This window comes from Pseudomonas taetrolens, assembly GCF_900475285.1.
Lineage (GTDB): Bacteria > Pseudomonadota > Gammaproteobacteria > Pseudomonadales > Pseudomonadaceae > Aquipseudomonas > Aquipseudomonas taetrolens.
Map to the genome: position 1 here is coordinate 3316537 of NZ_LS483370.1, position 19033 is coordinate 3335569.

The window sequence follows — 19033 nt, forward strand, 5'->3', positions numbered from 1 at the left end:
TGACAGCCACTGCTGATTATTGTTCGTCATGAATGATGGAGCAGACGCTAGGACTCGGCAACCACCCAGAAAGGTGCCGGCGCCGTGATCGCAGCCTTGATTGCCTTTACCGCTTCGTCCACGTCCTGCTCGCGGGTGAAGCGCCCGAGACTCAGGCGAATGGTTCGACTCGCCTGTTCAGCATCGTGCCCCAGTGCGAGCAATACATGCGACGGGGCCTTGCTCGCAGAATTGCAGGCAGAAGTCGCCGAATAGGCCAGTTCCGCACTGAGCGCAGCGCTGTTGAAAGGCCCTTTGTCGAACGTCAGGCTCAAGGTATGTGGAATTCGTTGATCTGGACATCCGTTGCAGTGCAAACCCGGCACATCGATCAGCGACTCAAGCAAACGCTGGCGCAGACCCTTGATGTGGCTCAGTTCCAGGGCAAATGATTCACTGGCGACGGCAAAAGCAGCGCCCATACCTGCGATCTGGTGGGTTGCCAGCGTTCCGGAACGCAAGCCTGACTCATGCCCGCCCCCATGCATTTGTGCCTGCAAGCGATGCTGAGCACGAGGCCCGACATACAAGGCACCCACCCCTTTAGGGCCGTAAACCTTGTGCGCCGAAAACGACATCAGATCCACTGCCCACTCTCTCAGATCGATGGCGATCTTGCCCGCCCCTTGCGCAGCATCGACATGAAACAGCGCACCATGCTCACGAACCCGCCGGCCAATAGCCGGAATGTCATTCACTGTTCCCAGCTCATTGTTGACCAGCATCAGCGATACCAGCAGGGTGTCTTCGCGCAGTGCCGCGCTGACGGCATCGGTACTGATAAGGCCCTTGGCGTCGGGAGCCAGATAAGTGACCTCAAAACCCGATTGTTCCAGAAAACGGGCAGTATCCAGCACCGCCTTGTGTTCGATCTGGCTGGTGATGACATGACCGCGCGAGTGGCCGCTGGCCTGGGCAACGCCTTTTAAGGCCAGATTGTTCGACTCGGTCGCACCCGACGTCCAGATGATCTGCTCCGGGTCGGCATTGACCAGCGCTGCAACCTGCTCACGGGCACGCTCGACCGCCTGGCGGGCCTCCTGACCGAACACATGGGAGCCGGAAGCCGGATTGCCAAAATTACCTTCAACCCCCAGGCAATCGACCATCACCTGAATGACACGGGCGTCCACAGGCGTGGTAGCAGCGTAATCGAAATAAAGCGGTCGTTTGTTCATGCTGAAAACCCACTGAGCGCGTTCCGAAATCAGGCTGTGCTTGATATCAGGAGAGTGAAGCCACGTTTGAAAGCGGCCATTAGAACCCGGTTGAGCGGGACGAAAAAGGTGTGCCTATAAGAAAGCCCGTAGGGCCATTCCCAAATCCATGTCAGCTTGGACTCTTGAATTTCATCGCCTTATAAAGCGCCAAGAGAAGCCATTTGTGCAAGTCCTATATGCAATAAGGATATATAAATATGGAATTAGGTTAGTTTACGGAATAAACAAATTTCCTTATAAAACACCCATCGACTTTCCTTTTGTGGGCAGAGCCCCGCGACCAAGGAGCCATGGATGCAGCTTTTAACTTTACCCCCCGCCCCCGCACTCGCCACTTCCATAAGGGCCACCGCCCAGGTGTTCGAAGACCCCGCGTCCAGGGCACTTCTCGCACATATGCAACAAATAGCCCCCAGCGACGCCAGCGTATTGATCATCGGCGAAACCGGCACCGGTAAAGAGTTGGTCGCCCGGCACATTCACCAACTCAGCCACCGCCATCAGCAGCCGTTCGTGGCCGTCAATTGCGGGGCGTTTGCCGAAACCCTGGTCGAAGCCGAATTGTTCGGGCATGAGAAAGGCGCCTTCACGGGCGCACTTGGTGCCAAGGCGGGCTGGTTTGAAGAGGCGGATGGCGGCACCTTGTTTCTGGACGAGATCGGTGACTTGTCGCTGCCGATCCAGGTAAAACTGCTACGTGTCCTGCAAGAACAGGAAGTGGTCAGGCTGGGCTCACGCAAAAGCACACCGATCAATGTGCGTGTGCTGGCAGCCACCAACGTGAATCTGGAACAGGCCATCGATGCCGGGCATTTTCGAGAGGATCTGTATTACCGGTTGAATGTCATCCGCCTGAAACTGCTACCGTTGCGGGAACGCCCGGGAGACATCTTGCCGCTGGCCCGGCACTTCCTGCAAACCTATCGCCAACGGCTGTCCCATGGCCCCACCCTGCTGAGCGGAGGCGCTGAAGAAGTCCTCAGGCATCATTCCTGGCAAGGCAATATCCGCGAGCTGGAAAACGTCATCCATCACAGCCTGCTACTGTGCCGAAATCAGACCATCACCGTTCAAGACCTGCGTCTTTCGCAATCTCGCTCCAGACGCCAGGATCATCCCGCTCAGCCTCAAGTCCCGGACACGGCTCAAGCGCTGTTGCAACGTGCATTCCAACGGCTGTTCGAAGAAGAGCCAGGTGCATTGCATGAATCCGTTGAAGACGCCCTGTTACGGGCGGCGTACATATTTTGCCATCACAACCAGGTGCACACAGCCAAGCTGCTGGGGTTAAGCCGCAATGTCACGCGTGCGCGCCTGATCAAACTCGGCGCCCTGTCAGTTAACACACGTCAGCCTATAGCCAGTTCCGGCTCCTCCCCTGTGCAACAATCGGTCTGAAGGCGCCAGCAGCAGCTTACGACAGCTGCTGCTGGATCCGGCCTCAAGCCGCTGCAGTCTCTTTGAGATGACGCGCTTCCAGCTCACGAACCAAGGGTAGAACCCGACGCCCGAAATACTCGACCTCTTCCTGAAAATGTAAAAAACCTGCCAACAGCAAATCCACACCCAAGGCCTTGAGTGCCACGATTCGTTCGGCAATCTGCTGCGGGGTGCCGATCAAGTTGGTTTTGAATCCATCGTTGTACTGAACCAGATCCTCGAAGGTTGACTTTGCCCAGTTGCCTTCCCCTTCAAGTGAAGACTTGCCCGCTTGCTTCGCCGCATCTCCAAAGGCATGGACCGCCTCGACGTCGGCACTGTCGATGATCGCCTGCAAGACCGCCCGCGCTTCTTCCTCGGTGTCACGGGCAATGACGAAAGCGTTAACCCCGATTTTCACTGAATGCTGATGGGCAGCCGCCTTGGCCCGAATGTCGTCTACCTGAGTCTTGATACCTTCAGGTGTATTGCCATTGGTGAAATACCAGTCCGATACCTGTGCGGCCATGTCACGCGCCGCCCGCGAGCTGCCGCCCTGGAATATTTCAGGGTGCGGCAAAGCTAGCGGCTTGGGTTTAAGGGTGTAGTTGTTGATTCGATAGAAGTCGCCCTTGAACGTGAAGTTGTCCTGGGTCCAGATCCCTTTGAGCACTCGAATGAACTCTTCGGAGCGACGATAGCGTTCATCGTGTTCCAGCCAATGCTCGCCGATGGCCTGGAACTCTCCTTTGAACCAGCCACTGACAATATTGACCGCGATCCGCCCCTGCGTCAGTTGATCTATGGTTGCCAGCTGCTTGGCGGCCAAAGCCGGCTTCCACGGCCCCGGGAGGATCGCTGCAATCACTTTCAAGCGTGTCGTGGCCGCCAACAAGGCATGACTGAACGCCACAGATTCATGCTGGAACTCCGCACCATAGCCTGCAGTAAAGCGGATCTGGGTCAATGCATAGTCAAAACCGGCGGCTTCTGCCAACTGCGCGAGCTTTCGGTTGTAATCGATACTCCAACTGGTGCGCTGCTCAATTTTGCTCACGACCAGGCCGCCGCTGACATTGGGCACCCAGTAGGCGAATTTTATGGCTTGCTGACTCATTGGCATGCTCTCGACATGAAGAAGGTGTCCTGTCACCAGAGCAGCATCCGTGCCAGCCAGGCGGAACAGCCTGTTCACCGGCGCGTGCCTGAACCTGACTGTCATGTTTAGCGACTGTTTGCTGATGCTCTGTTGGTCGAGCAACACGCCCAACCCGTAAAAGGCCTGTCGCCGCTCTACCGGGTTATCGGTAAGATGTCGCTCTTCCTGCGCTCAGCGCTGTACGTCCCGCCGAATTAAGTCGAGCCCATGCCTTTTGAACTCAGCGTTGATTTGACCACCCTTGCCATTCTGGCTGCCGTTGCTTTCGTTGCTGGCTTTATCGATGCCATTGCGGGCGGCGGAGGTTTGCTGACCACCCCCGCCCTGCTGACTGCTGGCTTGCCTCCGCACCTGGTATTGGGCACCAACAAGCTCAGCTCAACCTTTGGTGCGGCCACTGCCAGTATCACCTTCTACCGGCGCAAGCTGTTCCATCCCCGGGAGTGGAAGCTGGCAATTTTCGGTACCCTTGCAGGTGCGCTGATCGGCGCCATCGTCGCCCACTACATGCCCGCCGAATGGCTCAACAAAATGTTGCCGGTGATTGTCTTCGCCTGCGGTGTGTACCTGTTGTTTGGTGGTACACCGAAAACCCCCATCGACAACGATGCACCCATCAAGAAGAAGTGGCAGCTGCCGCAAGGTTTTAGCCTGGGTTTTTATGATGGTGTGGCCGGGCCGGGGACGGGAGCATTCTGGACCGTCAGTAGCATGCTGATGTACCCGATCGACCTGGTGAAGGCCAGCGGCGTCGCCCGCAGCATGAACTTCGTCAGCAACATCGCAGCGCTGTCGGTGTTCATCTTCTCGGGACACGTCGACTGGGTCATCGGCCTGACCATGGGTTTTGCCGTGATGGTCGGTGCATTCTTTGGTGCTCGCAGCGCAATCAGCGGCGGGGCGAAGTTCATTCGCCCGGTGTTCATTACCGTGGTATTGGGGCTGACAGTACGCCTAGCCTGGCAGCACTGGTTCGGCGAGGCCTAACCGGCGCGCTACATACAGGTCGATGAGATAACGCGCAATCGAGCGTGATGCCGGCAACGGCGGCAACCGATGCACATTGAACCACTGTGCATCTTCGATCTCGTCGGCCTGGGGCACGATATCGCCCCCGGCATATTCAGCATGAAAACCCAGCATCATGGAGTGCGGAAACGGCCAGCACTGGCTGCCCATGTACTGGATGTTCCTGACCTCCAGCTGCACCTCTTCACGCACCTCGCGAACCAGGCACTCCTCGGCTGACTCTCCCGGCTCGGCGAATCCCGCCAGCGTGCTGTACACCCCCGCTACAAAACGTGGCGAACGGGCCAGCAGCACTTCATCGCCACGGGTGATCAATACAATCATGCTCGGCGAGATCCGCGGATAGCTGCGCATCTCGCATACCACGCAATGCATTGCACGTTCCCTTGGCACCTGGACCATCAACCGGGCGCAGCTGCCGCAATAACGGTGCTCCCGCGCCCACGTGCCAATTTGTGCTGCATAGGCCAGCACCCGGTACAGGGTGTGATCGCCTTCAAGCATAAATGCCCGTAACCCTTGCCAGTGACAGCCTTCAACCTGCGCCGGGCACTCCAGTTCCAGCAGGTACACCGGCTCGCCGTCCAGGTGGCCAATGCCATGCTCTGCCAACACGGGCAGCTCCTGGCGCTTGAGCCACTCCCTTGGGAACAGCGGGCCATTGCCGTCAATCAGAAAACCGTCAGGGCCGCGCGCCACCGCCCAGCCGCCGAGGAGTTCTGTGTCCAGTACTGCCGTGGTCCAACGCGGTGTCATTGAAACGATCCTTGATCAGGGTTGAAAGCAGACGCCGGAAAAACGTCAATCCAGAAATTCAGGCTTTTGTTTGGTCATGTGCGCGGTCATGGCCAACCGCAAATCGTCGGACTGAAGCATGGCGGCGTTCCACGTTGCTACATACTCCAGGCCGTCATCGACGCGATGATCGCGCATGTAGCTGATCATCTGTTTGGTGCCTGCGACGGCAATCGGTGACTTGCCGGCGATCACCCGCGCAATGTCCATGACGCCTTCGAGCAGGGTTTCGCTAGTGCTGTAGACCCGGTTCACCAGCCCGATGGCACGTGCCTCATCGGCTGCGACCATGCGCCCGGTATAAGCCAGCTCCCGAAGCATGCCATCACCGATGATACGCGGCAAACGTTGCAGCGTTCCCACATCGGCAGCCATGCCCATGTCAATTTCCTTGATTGAAAACTGTGCGTCTTCGGCCGCATAGCGCATGTCGCAGGCTGCAATCAAGTCAATCGCACCGCCCAGGCAATAGCCTTGAACGGCAGCCAGAACAGGTTTTCGGCACTGATCGACTGCAGTGAATGACGCCTGCATTTGCACAATCTTGCGACGCAGCAACCGGGCGTTACGCCCCACATCCTTGCCCATTTCGTTGGCCACCGAAGCCAGCAGCATCAGGTCGATACCGGCCGAGAAGTGCTTGCCGGCACCACTGAGCACTACCACCCGCACAGCATCGGTTTCATCGATCCACTGAAAGATCTCGACAATCTCGCTCCAGAACGCCGCATTCATTGCATTGACCTTTTCAGGTCGATTGATCTGCACGTGGGCGATATTGCCTGTTAGCTCAACCTGAAAAGCCTGGTAGTCGGACATAACCTGAATCCTTTTGGGGGCGCTGTCGCCGGTCAATAAGCGCCGGACTATAACAAGGGCTGCCAGCTCCAGGCAGGCCGTAATGACGCCATAATCCGGACAATATGACCAGCCGGATACGCCTCAACTCTCCAGGATCAAACGCTCGATGACCTGAGCGACACCATCTTCGACGTTGCTGCCGGTCACATGCATCGCTTGCTCGCGCACCTGCGGGTCGGCATGCCCCATGGCGATCGAAAGTCCGGCACGCTTGAACATGGCCGGGTCGTTGCCACCATCGCCGATAGCCAGCGTGCGCGGCAAAGGCACGTTCAACAGCTCTGCCAGCGTGACAAGCGCATCGCCCTTGTTGGCGCGAATCGCCGTGATGTCCAGATAGCAGGCCTGTGAACGACTGGCGGATGCCTGCCCGCTCAACAGCGGCTGCAAACGCTGCTCGAGGTCCACCAGAAGCGCGGCATTACGGCTGGCGGCGACAATTTTATGCACGCCGTTCAAGTAGGGTTCAAAGCTCGTGACTACACGCGGACCGTAGCCCAGGCCCCGCTGTTCCTGACTCACCATTTCGCCCAGTGGATCGCGCAACAGCCACTCATCATCCGCAAACAGCCACACTTCAACGTCATGCCCGGCCAGGAGCGCAAGAGCCTGCAACACGGCGTCATAAGGCACAGGATGCGACTGCAGGTAACTGCCATCGGGGTTGACCAGAATCCCGCCATTGAAGCCGGCGATCGGCAGTTCAATGCCCAATTGCTCGACGTACTCGCGCATGGCCCGGGGCGGCCGTCCGCTGGCCAGCGTGAAATGCACGCCCGCCGCCTGCAACGCCTTGACCGCCGCCAGGTTGCGGGGGCTGATACTGTGGTCGGGCAATAACAGGGTGCCATCCATGTCAGACAGCACCAGTTGAATCAAGTCGTCCTTCACGCCACTCATCCTATGTTCAGCCAGACCCGACCATCACGAGCCAGCAGTTCTTTAGCTGCCTGCGGACCGTCTTTGCCAGCCTCGTAGGGATGCACGTCATCCTTGTTTTCGCGCCATGCATCCAGAAACGGTTGCACCGCCTGCCAGCCGTTCTCGATGTTATCGGCGCGCTGGAACAAGGTTTGATCGCCCGTCAGGCAGTCGTAGATCAGCGTTTCGTAGCCTGTGGAAGACTGCATTTCGAAGAAGTCCTTGTAAGCAAACCCCAACTCGATATTCGCCATCTTTAATCCGGGCCCCGGGCGCTTGGCCTGAAGATCGAACCACATGCCTTCATTGGGCTGGATCTGGATACGCAAATAGTTGGGCTGCAGGCGTTCGACTTCGGTGTCGCGGAACTGTGCATAGGGTGCAGGTTTGAAACAGATCGCAATTTCGGTATCACGGGCACTCATGCGTTTGCCCGTGCGCAGGTAAAACGGCACACCGACCCAACGCCAGTTATCGATCATCACCTTGAGCGCTACAAAGGTTTCCGTGGTGCTGTCGGGGGCCACGTTGCTCTCTTCGTGATAGCCCACGACCGGCTTGCCACCCGATTCACCCCGGGTGTATTGCCCGCGGACCGAGTTTTTCAGGGCATCGCCCTTGGACCAGGGACGAATAGCACCAATCACCTTGGCCTTTTCACCACGCACCGCATCCGCGCCAAATGCAGCAGGCGGCTCCATCGCCACCATCGCCAGCAACTGGAACAAGTGATTGGGCAGCATGTCGCGCAAGGCACCGGTGTTTTCGTAGAAACTGCCACGTGTTTCGACTCCGACGGTTTCAGCCGCAGTGATCTGCACATGGTCAATGTAGTGATTGTTCCAGAAAGCTTCGAAGAGCCCATTGGAAAAGCGGCTGACCAGGATGTTCTGGACGGTTTCCTTGCCCAGATAATGGTCAATCCGATAGATCTGCTTTTCGCTCATGACTGTCAGCAGACAAGCATTCAACGCTTGTGCTGTCTGCAAGTCCGAGCCAAAAGGTTTTTCAATGACTACCCGGCGAAATGCATCCGGGGTTTCTTTGAGCAGCCCGCTGGCACCCAGCCGCTGCACTACTTCGCTAAAAAAGCGCGGCGCAGTGGCCAGGTAAAACACCGCATTGCCGGTGCCGCTGGCGAAGATTTTCTGTTCCAGCGCCGTATAGGTGCTGTCATCCAGAAAGTCGCCCTGCACATAGCTGATGTTTTTCGCCAACGAGGCCCACAAATCGGCATTCAAGCCTTGGCCTTCGGGATGATCCACTTTGCTGGAGACTTCATTGCGAATGAAGTCCTCCAGTTTTTTTGCAAAGCCTTCATCACTGATCGCATTGTGGTCAACGCCCACAATGCGCAGGCCGTCGTCCAGCAAACCGTCTCGACTCAAGTTGTACAACGCCGGCATCAGCAGGCGCTTGACCAGATCACCATGGGCTCCAAACAGAAACAGCGTGGTGGGCGGTGCGGGCTTGACATCGGGTTTACTGGACAGTTCGGTCATTTTTTAGGCGTCTCCACATGGCCGCCGAAACCAAAGCGCATGGCCGACAACAATTTGTCGCCATAAAGGCTCTGCTGACGAGAACTGTAGCGTGCAAACAAGGCGCTCGACAGTACCGGTACCGGTGTGGATTGTTCCATGGCCGCTTCGATGGTCCAGCGACCTTCGCCGCTGTCTGCTACAGCGCCCGAATAACCGTCCAGCGGAGCATCCGTAGCCAGGGCGTCTGCGGTCAAGTCCAGCAACCAGGACGACACTACGCTGCCGCGACGCCATACTTCGGCAATATCGCCCAGGTTCAGATCAAAACGCTGATCTTCCGGCAGGTTCTCGGAAGTCTTCATTTTCATCAGGTTGAAGCCTTCGGCGTAGGCTTGCATCAAGCCGTACTCAATGCCGTTGTGCACCATCTTGACGAAGTGACCCGCACCAGCCGGGCCGGCATGGATATAGCCGCGCTCAGCGCGATCATCATCAGACACACGATCCTTGGTGCGAGGGATATCGCCCATGCCCGGTGCCAGCGTTGCGAACAGCGGGTCCAGGTGTTTAACCACCGCTGTATCACCGCCGATCATCATGCAGTAACCGCGCTCCAGGCCCCAAACGCCGCCCGAGGTGCCAACGTCGACATAGCGCAGGCCCTTCTCGGCCAGCGACTGCGAACGACGAATGTCGTCTTTGTAAAAAGTGTTTCCGCCATCGATGATGATGTCATCGGCGTCGAGCAGTTGGCTCAGGGCCTCAATGGTGTCTTCGGTCGGTGCGCCGGACGGCAGCATGACCCATACCGCACGAGGCTTTTCCAGGCTGGCAACCAGCGCAGGCAAGTCGGCTACGCCGGTGGCGCCTTCTTGCTCGAGGGCGCTGACAAAGTCGGTATTGCGGTCAAAAACCACGGTTGTATGCCCATTGAGCATAAGACGCCGTGCGATATTACCGCCCATACGGCCCAACCCAATAATTCCCAACTGCATGTACTGTTGCTCCCAACGACAAATAAATAGGTGTACAGCACCTTAGTGCAACATTGCTCAAGGTGCTCGGCTCAGGGTTAGTCCTGGCACATGGGATATAGTTTCGCACATGCAGCAACCCATATTCGCGCTTCTATACATTGAACAGACGGACGCGAGCCCTAAAAACTGAAAAAAACATGCAAGTCCACTGCATCGGCAAAAGAATCCATACACCACAGCGGGCCTGACTTCGCTGTCATGTCTGACAAAGTTTTCACATTCCCTTAGTGATACTTGAACCCTTTATGATGGCTGCTCACCCTTGAAGCAGCCTTCCTGTGTTGTGCCGGGCTTTCGGCACCCGCCTACCAAGTGGTTTTCAGCTGGAGCGCTGTATGGGGATGTTTAAACGCAGTAACACATCTGCGAAAGGATTCGACTGGGCCGGATTCGGCTGGCTGTTTTTATTCTTCTGGTACTTCTCTGGTATCACCCAACTGCTCATACAACTCACCGGCACCTCCGGCTTTTCAGGATTCCGCCAGGCCTTTGTAATGAGTGCCGTCTGGCTGGCCCCCATGCTGCTGTTCCCTTCGCGCACCCGGGTAATGGCTGCGGTCATCGGCATTGTGTTGTGGGCCTGTTCCATGGCCAGCCTCGGCTACTTCTTTATCTATCAACAAGAGTTCTCGCAAAGCGTCATCTTCATCATGTTCGAGTCGAACATTTCCGAAGCTGGCGAATACATGACTCAGTACTTTGCCTGGTGGATGGTGTTCGCGTTCCTCGCTCACACCGCCTTCGCGATTTTCCTCTGGACTCGCCTGCGTCCGGTCTACCTGCCACGCGCAAAGGCCTGGGCCGTCGCAATGGGGTTATTGGTAGCCGTGATCGGTTACCCGCTGATCAAGCAAACGCTCAAACACGATACTTTCGCCTCTGCGCTGGAAAGCTTCGAGAGCCGGGTTGAGCCCGCAGTGCCATGGCAGATGGTGGTGGCTTACCGCCGTTACCTGCAGCAACTGGACAGCATGCAAGGCATGCTTGCCAGCGCCAGCAAAATCCCGCCCCTGACCAACCTCAAGGATAACGAAGCCGGCAAACCCACCACGCTGGTGCTGGTCATCGGTGAATCGACCAACCGTCAGCGCATGAGCCTGTATGGGTACCCACGTCAGACGACCCCCAACCTCGACAAACTGCGTGACCAACTGGCCATTTTTGATAACGTGGTGACCCCGCGCCCGTACACCATCGAAGCCCTGCAACAAGTACTGACGTTTGCTGACGAAGAGAACCCTGACCTTTACCTCAGCACGCCTTCGCTGGTCAGCGTGATGAAGCAGGCCGGTTACAAAACCTTCTGGGTGACCAACCAGCAGACCATGACCAAACGCAACACCATGCTCACCACCTTTTCCGAGCAGGCCGACCAGCAGGTCTACCTGAATAACAACCGCAACCAGAACGCCCGCCAATATGACGGCGACGTGCTGGAGCCGTTCTCGAAAATCCTGGCCGACAGTGCTCCGCGCAAACTGATCGTGATTCACTTGCTCGGCACCCACATGAGCTACCAGTACCGCTACCCGCCGACCTTCGACAAGTTCACCGATCGGACCGGCGCACCGGTTGGCCTGAGCGATGATCAGGTCCCGACGTACAACAGCTACGACAATGCGGTCCTGTACAACGACTTCGTGGTGTCGAGCCTGATCAAGGACTTTGCCAAGACCGATCCCAACGGCTTCCTGCTGTACCTGTCCGACCACGGCGAAGATGTCTTTGACTCTGCGGGCCACGGCACACTGGGCCGTAATGAATCCAAACCGACAGCGCCGATGTACACCATTCCCTTCATGGTATGGGCCTCCCCCAAGTGGCGTGAGGACCATGCCTGGAATTTTTCCAACGACCTCGGCCGGCCTTACAGCAGCTCGCAGTTCATCCATACCTGGGCCGATATGGCCGGGTTGAGCGCTGACGAACTGGACGACAAGAAGAGCTTGGTCAGCAACCAGTTCGTTGCCCGTCCGCAATTGATCGGCAACCCTTACTCACGCCCGCAAAAAGCGTTGATCGACTTTAGCCTGATCAAGCCTAAACCGCCTGCTGAAGGCAGTGTGGCCAAACAGTAAGCCCTCCCCCTGCAGGGCGCTCATACCGCCCTGCCGCATTTTAGTTCCACCTCAGACACATCAAGAAACAACAATCATTCTCAACAACGCTAACTCCTGCCCTTGTCATTCGTTTGAAGCACTAGACAACTTCACAACAATGACAAGGAGTCGGCAGCGATGTTCGCGCCAATCACCCGTTCCATGACGTTAGCCCTCGGCCTCATCACCAGCGCCGCCAGCCCCTATCTGCTGGCGGACACCGATGACCGGGACGACGTCGAAAAAGCCCCCGGTTCACTGGAGCTGGGCAGCACCCGTGTCACCGCTGACGGTCTGGGAATGACCACCGAAAACACCGGTTCCTACACCACCGGTTCGACCAGCACCGCCACCAAGCTCAACCTGAGCATTCGCGAAACTCCACAGTCCATTTCGGTTGTCACTCGCCAGGAGATGGACGACTTCAACCTCAACACCCTGACCGAAGCCATGCGCCATACGACGGGCGTAGTGGTGCAACATAACGACTCGGACCGTGTCAGTTACTCGTCGCGCGGCTATAGCATCAGCAACTTCCAGATTGACGGGATGCTCAATACCTTCAGCTTCATGAAGTCTGACGCCGACACCATCATCTACGACCGCATTGAAGTGGTGCGCGGGGCCACCGGTTTGACCACCGGCGCGGGTGATCCCTCCGGCACCATCAACATGATCCGCAAACGCCCTACCCGCGAGCTGGCCGCCAAGGCCGGGGTCAGCGGCGGCAGCTATGACGACTATTACAGCTTTGTCGATGTTGGTGGCCCGCTGGCCTTCGACGGGCGCTTGCGCGGCCGTACTGTCCTGGCTTACCGCGACAGCAAGTCATTTCGCGACCACTACGCGCTCAAGCGCGAAGTCGCCTACGGCATTCTCGAAGCTGACCTGACCGACGACACCACCCTGGCGGTGGGTTACGACTATCAGGACAAACAGGTACAAGGCTCATCCTGGGGCACGACGCCTTACTGGACCGGCACCGGTGAAAAAGCCCGGTTTGGCCGCTCAACCAACATGGCCACTTCCTGGAGTTCGTGGCCGATGAAGGACAAGACCGCCTTTGCCACACTTGACCAGCGACTGTTTGACGACTGGCGTCTGAAAGCCGCCTACACCCATCGCACCAGCGATGCCGAAGGCAAGGTGTATTACGCTGGCGGCGGCTTCCCCAATGCCGATGGCACCGGCATGTCGGCCTACAGCAGCCACTTCATTGGTGACGAAAAAATGACGGCAGTAGACGTCAACATCTCGGGAACCTATCCATTATTCGGACGTGATCACGAACTGATGGTGGGTTACGGCGAAGCCAAGAATGACAACACCTCACCGTTGATGGTCGACCTCAACCCCGAAGACTACGGCACCATCCCGGACTGGCGCGACATGGGCGGTATTCCCAAATACCAGGACATGAATACCGGCATCCAGGGCAGCCACGATGTGATCAAGCAGAAGTCCGGTTACCTGGCCACGCGCTTTAATCTGAGCGATGACTGGCACGCCGTTCTCGGTACCCGCTATGGCAGCTGGAAAAGCACCAATGCCAGTACCGAATTCGAAAAAGACAACAAAAGCCTCAAGCACGCAAAAGTCAGCCAGGAACACAACGACATGCTCACGCCTTACGCGGGCCTGTTGTATGACTTCACTGAGGATCTGACGGCTTATGTGAGCTACACCGATATCTTCAAGCCCACCAGCAACAAGGATGTGAGCGGCTCTTACCTCGAGCCGGTGGTGGGCAGCAACTATGAAGTGGGGCTCAAGGGCAGCTTCCTTGAAGAGCGCCTGAACTTGTCGAGTGCGGTGTTCTGGAGCAAGCAGGACAACGTTCCGGAAGTCGATGCCTCCGTCCCTCGTGGACCGAACGGCGAGGAGTACTACACCTCCGGCGGCAAGGGCAACAAGGTCAAGGGCTTTGAGGTCGAGCTGGCCGGTGAGGTGCTGCGTGACTGGAACATGATGGCGGGCTACACCTACACCCATTCACGCAACGCCGCCGGCCAGCGCATGAACACCGCATCGCCGCTGAACCTGGTGAAAATCTCCACGTCTTATCGCCTGCCCGGCGAATGGCATGCCATGACTGTGGGGGCCGCCGTCAACTGGCAAAGTGATATCTATCGGGCAGCCAACCGCCCGACCGGTGCCAAAAATGATAAAGGCAATCCGATCACCTTCAAGGAAGATATTACCCAGAAGGCCTACACCTTGGTCGACCTGATGGCGCGCTACGAGTTCGACAAACACGTCTCGGCATCATTGAATGTCAAGAACTTGCTGGATCAGAAGTACTACGAAAACGTCGGGTTCTATAACGGCGTGTTCTGGGGCGATCCGCGAACCGTCAGCGTAGGCCTGGAGTGGACCTTGTAAACCGTTAACCGAAGGCAGGAGCGACCAACCCACTCCTGCCGACAACAACCCTTTACAGGTATTTGTTCCAGAACAGCATACGGCCGTGGGCCGGATCAAGCTGCCCGTCGCTGAAACCGAACTTGCGATAGGACGCCTGGGCCACCGGATTGCCTTCAAGCACCTCGAGGGTGATTTTGCAGCAATCGCGCTCACGGGCAATCTCTTCAACCTTGAGCAGCATGCGCTGGCTCAGTCCCAACCCGCGAAATGTATCCACCACCGACACGTCATGTACATTGATCAAAGGCTTTGCGGCAAAGGTCGAAAACCCTTCGAAACAGTTGATCAGCCCTGCCGCCTCGCCGTTGACAAAGGCCAGGACGCTGAACGCATGCGGGCGTTTGGCCAGCTCGGACGGCAACTGCTCCAGCACCTCTGGCGCCAGACCTTCACCGCCCCCCATCGGATCTTGAGCGTAGTGATTCAGCACCTGCCTGAGCGCCTCGGCGTGAACAGGATTGGCATAGTTGGCTTGCACGATCACGACATCCGGCATTGCACGTATTCCTCGACGATTCACGTCTGTAATGTCCATTGATGACAGCGGTAAACCTTATCGTGCGTGGGCGTAGCGGTCTAGCACCTCGGCCAGGTGCTCCATGGCGCTGTGCAGGGCGTCGACGCAGGCCGTGATTTGCTGCAGATCACCCGCACCGCAGGCGGCTTCAAGTTGCTCACAACATTCAACCAGTCGAGCGGAACGAATCAGCATGCCTCCGCCCTTGATCCCATGCGCGAGCTTCGCCAGGCCTTGATAGTCGTCGCGAACAAACAGCGCCAGCAAACGAACAAGGTCCTCGCTGTTGCTGCTCGCCAGCTCCGCCAACAACCTGTGAACCAGTTTGTCGTCGCCCTGGCTCAACTGGCTCAGGTACTTCAAATCAATCTCACCATCCACTGCAGAATCGTCATTGACCTCGGCCTCTTCCTGCATATCCGGTATGCCTGAAGCCAGCCCCGTGCTCAAGTCCTTGAGGCTGATCGGTTTGAACAGGCACTGGTCCATCCCCGCTTCTCGACAACGCTCGACTTCTTCAGGTTGTGCATTGGCGGTAACCCCCAAAATCAGGCACGGCGCCTGGCCTCGTGCGGCTTCTTCAGCTCGTATGGCACGGGTCAATCCATAGCCATCCATGACCGGCATGCTGCAGTCGGTCACCACCCCGTCGAACGCCCCCGTACGCCATGCAGCCAAGCCCTGCGCACCATTTTCAGCGTCAGTCACGCGGTGCCCCAGATAACTCAGTTGCTGGGACAGCAGCATGCGGTTGGCCGGGTAATCATCCACTACCAGAATATTCAGTGAACGTGTCTGCACAGGCCCTTCCTGCTCCGCGACCACCACCGCGTGCTCCGGCTCAAGCCGTGGTAACACCAACATGACCTCTACCCGGGTACCGATGCCCAAGACACTGCTCAGCTGCAGCTCACCGTCCATCATTTCGCAAAGCGTGCGGCTGATCACCAACCCCAGGCCCGAGCCACTGCGAACGGATTGAGTGTTGTTACTGGCCTGTACGAACGGGCTGAACAATCGCCGCTGGTCCACGTCAGAAATGCCCATCCCGGTGTCTGTCACACACACGCGGATCGACACGTGACCCGCATCGTGAGCGGGGGCCATGTCGACTGTCAGGCGGATCTGGCCCTTGTCCGTGAACTTGATGGCATTGCTTAACAAGTTGGAGACAATTTGCTTGAAGCGCATCGGGTCGAGCAGTACTTCGGTGCTCGCCGTCAGGGTATTCAGCTCGCAGACCAGACTCAGACGCTTCTGCCGCGCCAGCCCTTCAAACATGTGCATCACGCTTTTTACCAGCGCCTGCACATTGGCGCGTTTAGGGTTCAATGACAGGTGCCCCGACTCGATGCGCGCGATATCCAGGATGTCACCGATCAAATCCAGCAGCTCCCGCGCCGCGCCGGATGCCACCTCAATGGCAAACCGGTCCATGACGCCCTGGTCGGCTTTTTTCATGGCCAGCTCCAGCATGCCAATCACCGCATTCATCGGTGTCCGGATTTCATGACTCATGGTCGCCAGGAAGGTGGTTTTCGCCCGGTTCGCTTCATCGGCACTTTGTTTGGCCGCTTGCAGTTGCTCCAATAACTGCTGGCGCCTGGCGATTGCCCGACGCAAATAGGCAATCCACACCAGAGCAACTAACAACAGGCCCGCCGCGATGGTAAAACCTCGAACAATCGCGGCGCGGTTGCGCAACCAATAACTGTCGGGCTGCAACTTATCACTGCGCCAGCGATTGATCAGCGCTCCCATTTCTTCAGGGGGGATACTCAATAGTGCTTTGTCCATGACCGAGTTCAACTCAGGCGCATGGCTTGCCGTGGCAAAGCCCACTTGTGCAGGATATGTACCCACCGTGCTGGTGATGTGCAACTGCTTGCTAAAGTGTTGGGCAATCAAATAACGCGAACTCAGCAGCGGACTGATCGCCCCATCCGCCTTGCCCTCAGCCACCATGGTCAGTGCCGTCGCCGCACTATCGGCATTCAGCACCTGAACCTGCGGGTAGGTCTGGCGCACAAATTCACCCAGTACATTTCCGCGCACCATGGTCACTCGCTTGCCCGCCATCTGATCCAGCGTGACAGGGTTTTCAGGGCCGATGCGGGTCACCAGCACGAAAGGCGTTGTGACGTAAGGCCGGGTGGGTTGCAGCGCGCTGTTTAGACCCGTTTTAGGGATGAACGCACCCACCAGATCGGCCTTGCCGCTGATGACCAACTGTTCCATAGCTTCAACCGAATCCCCCCGTACCGGCTCGAATTGAATGCCCGTACGCGCACTGATCGTGGCGAGGACATCAGCCACTAACCCTTTGAATGTGCCTTGTTCATCGAAAAACGAAAACGGCAGAAACTGATCATTGATCGCCACTTTCAGGCGCGTATGCTCCCGCACCCAGCGCTGCTCATCGGGGGTGAAATCAAGCCGCCAGCGATTATTCATTTGCGGCCCTTCGGAGCTCCAGCGCCGCAGAATGGTCATCCGTTCACTGGCCGGGATCACGGCCAGCGCCGCGTTCACCGCAGACAGTAACCGCTTGTTACCGCGCCTCAGGGCAAACGTGAACGGATTGGCCTCCAGCCGTGAAAAGTCTGCCAGTTGCACATTGTTCAAATAGTTTTTTTTGATCAGGTAATGCGCACTGATGAAGTCGCCTAGGTAGACGTCCGCCTGACCAAACGCCACGGCCCCGATCGCCGTCAGGGTGGAGGGATACAGTTGCAGCGTGGCCTCGGGATAAAACGCGTGAACACTTTCGGGCGGCAAGTAGTGATCCAGCATCGCCACGCGCAGGCCCGCCAGGTCGTCGGGCAGTTCCTCTCGAGGGCTGATGCGCGTCACCAGGGCGGGCGAGTCGTCAGCATAGGCAAGACTCAGTACCAGCCCGGGGTCTGCCGCCTCAAAACCATTGGCACTGCTCAACAGGTCGATTTCGCCACGCTTGAGCGCGGCTATCGCCAGCGGCCGCGTCGGATAGCACCTGACCTCGATGGGCACATTCAGCAACTGCGACAACAACGCGGCATAGTCAGCGGTCAGCCCTTCGAATTCCTCGCCGCTGGACGTCAAATCAAAAGGCGGGTAGTCGGGTGCAGAAACACCCAGGCGAAGGGTGCCTTTGTGTTTGAGCCATTGCCTGTCAGCGGGTGCAAGTTCCACGCTGTACCCTTCCACGCTTGAACGACCCAACAGCCCTAGCGTTTGTACAGACGTGTCAGCTATTGCACTGTGCAGCCCGATAATAAGAAGTAACAGTCCGGCCAGTCCTTGCCACACAAGGACCTTCATTTAAATCAGGTCATTGCGTTTGGCAAAATCTGCCAGATAAACCACCGACTTGATGTTGAGCTTTTCGATCAGGCGCGTTTTGTAAGTGCTGATGGTCTTGCTGCTCAACGTCATGTCTTCAGCGATTTTCTTGTTGCTCAGCCCTCGCGCCAGTTGCTGCAAGATGCTCAGCTCCCGGGCAGACAACTGTTCGATCAGCTCGAGATCGGACAACGTCCCGTCACTGTTGCGCACGGACGTAATGGTCAGGTTGGGGAAAAACATATAACCATCCATGACCACTTTGATTGCCCGCAGCAACTCACTGAGGTCCTGGGTCTTGGAGATGAAACCGGCGGCACCGGCCTTCATGCAGCGCTGTGAATAAAACAGCGGCGGTTGCGAGGTGAGCACCAGTATCCGGCTGTTCAGGCCAGAAGCCTTGATCCGGCTGATCACATCAAGACCATCCAGACCCGGCATCGTGATGTCCAGGATCACCATGTCCACGACATGCTGACGTGCCAGTTGAACCGCATCGATGCCATTGGTTGCTTCTGCCACAACGTTATAGCCCTGGTTTTGCAGTAGGACTTTAACCGCTGAGCGGATCAGCGAATGATCATCGGCAATCAGAACTTTAAACATTTAACCCCCCCGCCATTAGCCCGGGCTACTGTTCGTATCGGCTGTATATCTATCGTTTTGAATAGAAACAACATCGCTTGAACGGAGAAAAATGCGCTAATG

The 19033-nt window shown here is 57.3% G+C and carries 14 protein-coding genes; 4 read left to right on the plus strand and 10 right to left on the minus strand.

The features are described 5' to 3' along the window. Positions 1-47: 47 nt before the first annotated feature. Positions 48-1217: a cysteine desulfurase family protein gene (locus DQN55_RS15315; RefSeq protein WP_048379517.1), complete on the minus strand. Its 1170-nt coding sequence runs from the start codon at positions 1215-1217 to the stop codon at positions 48-50. A gap of 336 nt (positions 1218-1553) precedes the next feature. Here DQN55_RS15315 and DQN55_RS15320 point away from each other — a divergent pair, with 336 nt between their 5' ends. Beyond that, a complete protein-coding gene (locus DQN55_RS15320; RefSeq protein WP_048379515.1) occupies positions 1554-2657 on the plus strand; it encodes a sigma-54 interaction domain-containing protein in 1104 nt (367 codons plus the stop codon). A gap of 43 nt (positions 2658-2700) precedes the next feature. Here DQN55_RS15320 and sfnG read toward each other — a convergent pair whose 3' ends face one another. Next, positions 2701-3801, minus strand: a complete 1101-nt coding sequence (gene sfnG / locus DQN55_RS15325; protein ID WP_162199348.1) for a dimethylsulfone monooxygenase SfnG — start codon at positions 3799-3801, stop codon at positions 2701-2703. A 243-nt stretch (positions 3802-4044) separates the two neighbouring features. Here sfnG and DQN55_RS15330 point away from each other — a divergent pair, with 243 nt between their 5' ends. Beyond that, on the plus strand, positions 4045-4824 hold the full coding sequence (locus DQN55_RS15330; protein ID WP_048379511.1) for a TSUP family transporter: 780 nt from the start codon (positions 4045-4047) through the stop codon (positions 4822-4824). Here DQN55_RS15330 and nudC read toward each other — a convergent pair. The 5 genes from nudC to gnd all read right to left on the minus strand — a co-directional run bounded on the left by nudC (position 4792) and on the right by gnd (position 9922). Continuing rightward, complete coding sequence (gene nudC / locus DQN55_RS15335; protein WP_048379509.1) at positions 4792-5622, minus strand: NAD(+) diphosphatase; 831 nt, start codon at positions 5620-5622, stop codon at positions 4792-4794. The two genes, DQN55_RS15330 and nudC, sit on opposite strands and share 33 nt — an antisense overlap. 45 nt (positions 5623-5667) lie before the next feature. After that, positions 5668-6480: a crotonase/enoyl-CoA hydratase family protein gene (locus tag DQN55_RS15340; protein WP_048379507.1), complete on the minus strand. Its 813-nt coding sequence runs from the start codon at positions 6478-6480 to the stop codon at positions 5668-5670. 123 nt (positions 6481-6603) lie between these two features. Further along, positions 6604-7422 (minus strand): Cof-type HAD-IIB family hydrolase, encoded by an 819-nt coding sequence (locus DQN55_RS15345; protein ID WP_048379505.1) that lies wholly within the window; start codon positions 7420-7422, stop codon positions 6604-6606. Then, complete coding sequence (gene zwf / locus DQN55_RS15350; RefSeq protein ID WP_048379503.1) at positions 7419-8945, minus strand: glucose-6-phosphate dehydrogenase; 1527 nt, start codon at positions 8943-8945, stop codon at positions 7419-7421. The genes DQN55_RS15345 and zwf overlap by 4 nt, the downstream gene beginning before the upstream one ends. Next, entirely contained in the window at positions 8942-9922 is a 981-nt protein-coding gene (gene gnd, locus DQN55_RS15355; RefSeq protein ID WP_048379501.1) for a phosphogluconate dehydrogenase (NAD(+)-dependent, decarboxylating), read from the minus strand. The genes zwf and gnd overlap by 4 nt, the downstream gene beginning before the upstream one ends. 377 nt (positions 9923-10299) lie before the next feature. Here gnd and DQN55_RS15360 point away from each other — a divergent pair, with 377 nt between their 5' ends. Both DQN55_RS15360 and DQN55_RS15365 read left to right on the plus strand, forming a co-directional pair. After that, positions 10300-12042, plus strand: a complete 1743-nt coding sequence (locus tag DQN55_RS15360) for a phosphoethanolamine transferase CptA (protein WP_048379499.1) — start codon at positions 10300-10302, stop codon at positions 12040-12042. Between the two features lie 159 nt (positions 12043-12201). Further along, entirely contained in the window at positions 12202-14445 is a 2244-nt protein-coding gene (locus DQN55_RS15365) for a TonB-dependent siderophore receptor (protein ID WP_048379497.1), read from the plus strand. 52 nt (positions 14446-14497) lie between these two features. Here DQN55_RS15365 and DQN55_RS15370 read toward each other — a convergent pair whose 3' ends face one another. The 3 genes from DQN55_RS15370 to DQN55_RS15380 are packed head-to-tail and all read right to left on the minus strand — an operon-like array spanning position 14498 to position 18931. Beyond that, positions 14498-14983, minus strand: a complete 486-nt coding sequence (locus tag DQN55_RS15370) for a GNAT family N-acetyltransferase (RefSeq protein ID WP_048379495.1) — start codon at positions 14981-14983, stop codon at positions 14498-14500. Between the two features lie 57 nt (positions 14984-15040). After that, entirely contained in the window at positions 15041-18304 is a 3264-nt protein-coding gene (locus DQN55_RS15375) for an ATP-binding protein (RefSeq protein ID WP_048379494.1), read from the minus strand. Then, positions 18305-18931 (minus strand): response regulator transcription factor, encoded by a 627-nt coding sequence (locus DQN55_RS15380; RefSeq protein ID WP_048379492.1) that lies wholly within the window; start codon positions 18929-18931, stop codon positions 18305-18307. It lies immediately after the preceding gene. Between the last annotated feature and the right edge of the window lie 102 nt (positions 18932-19033).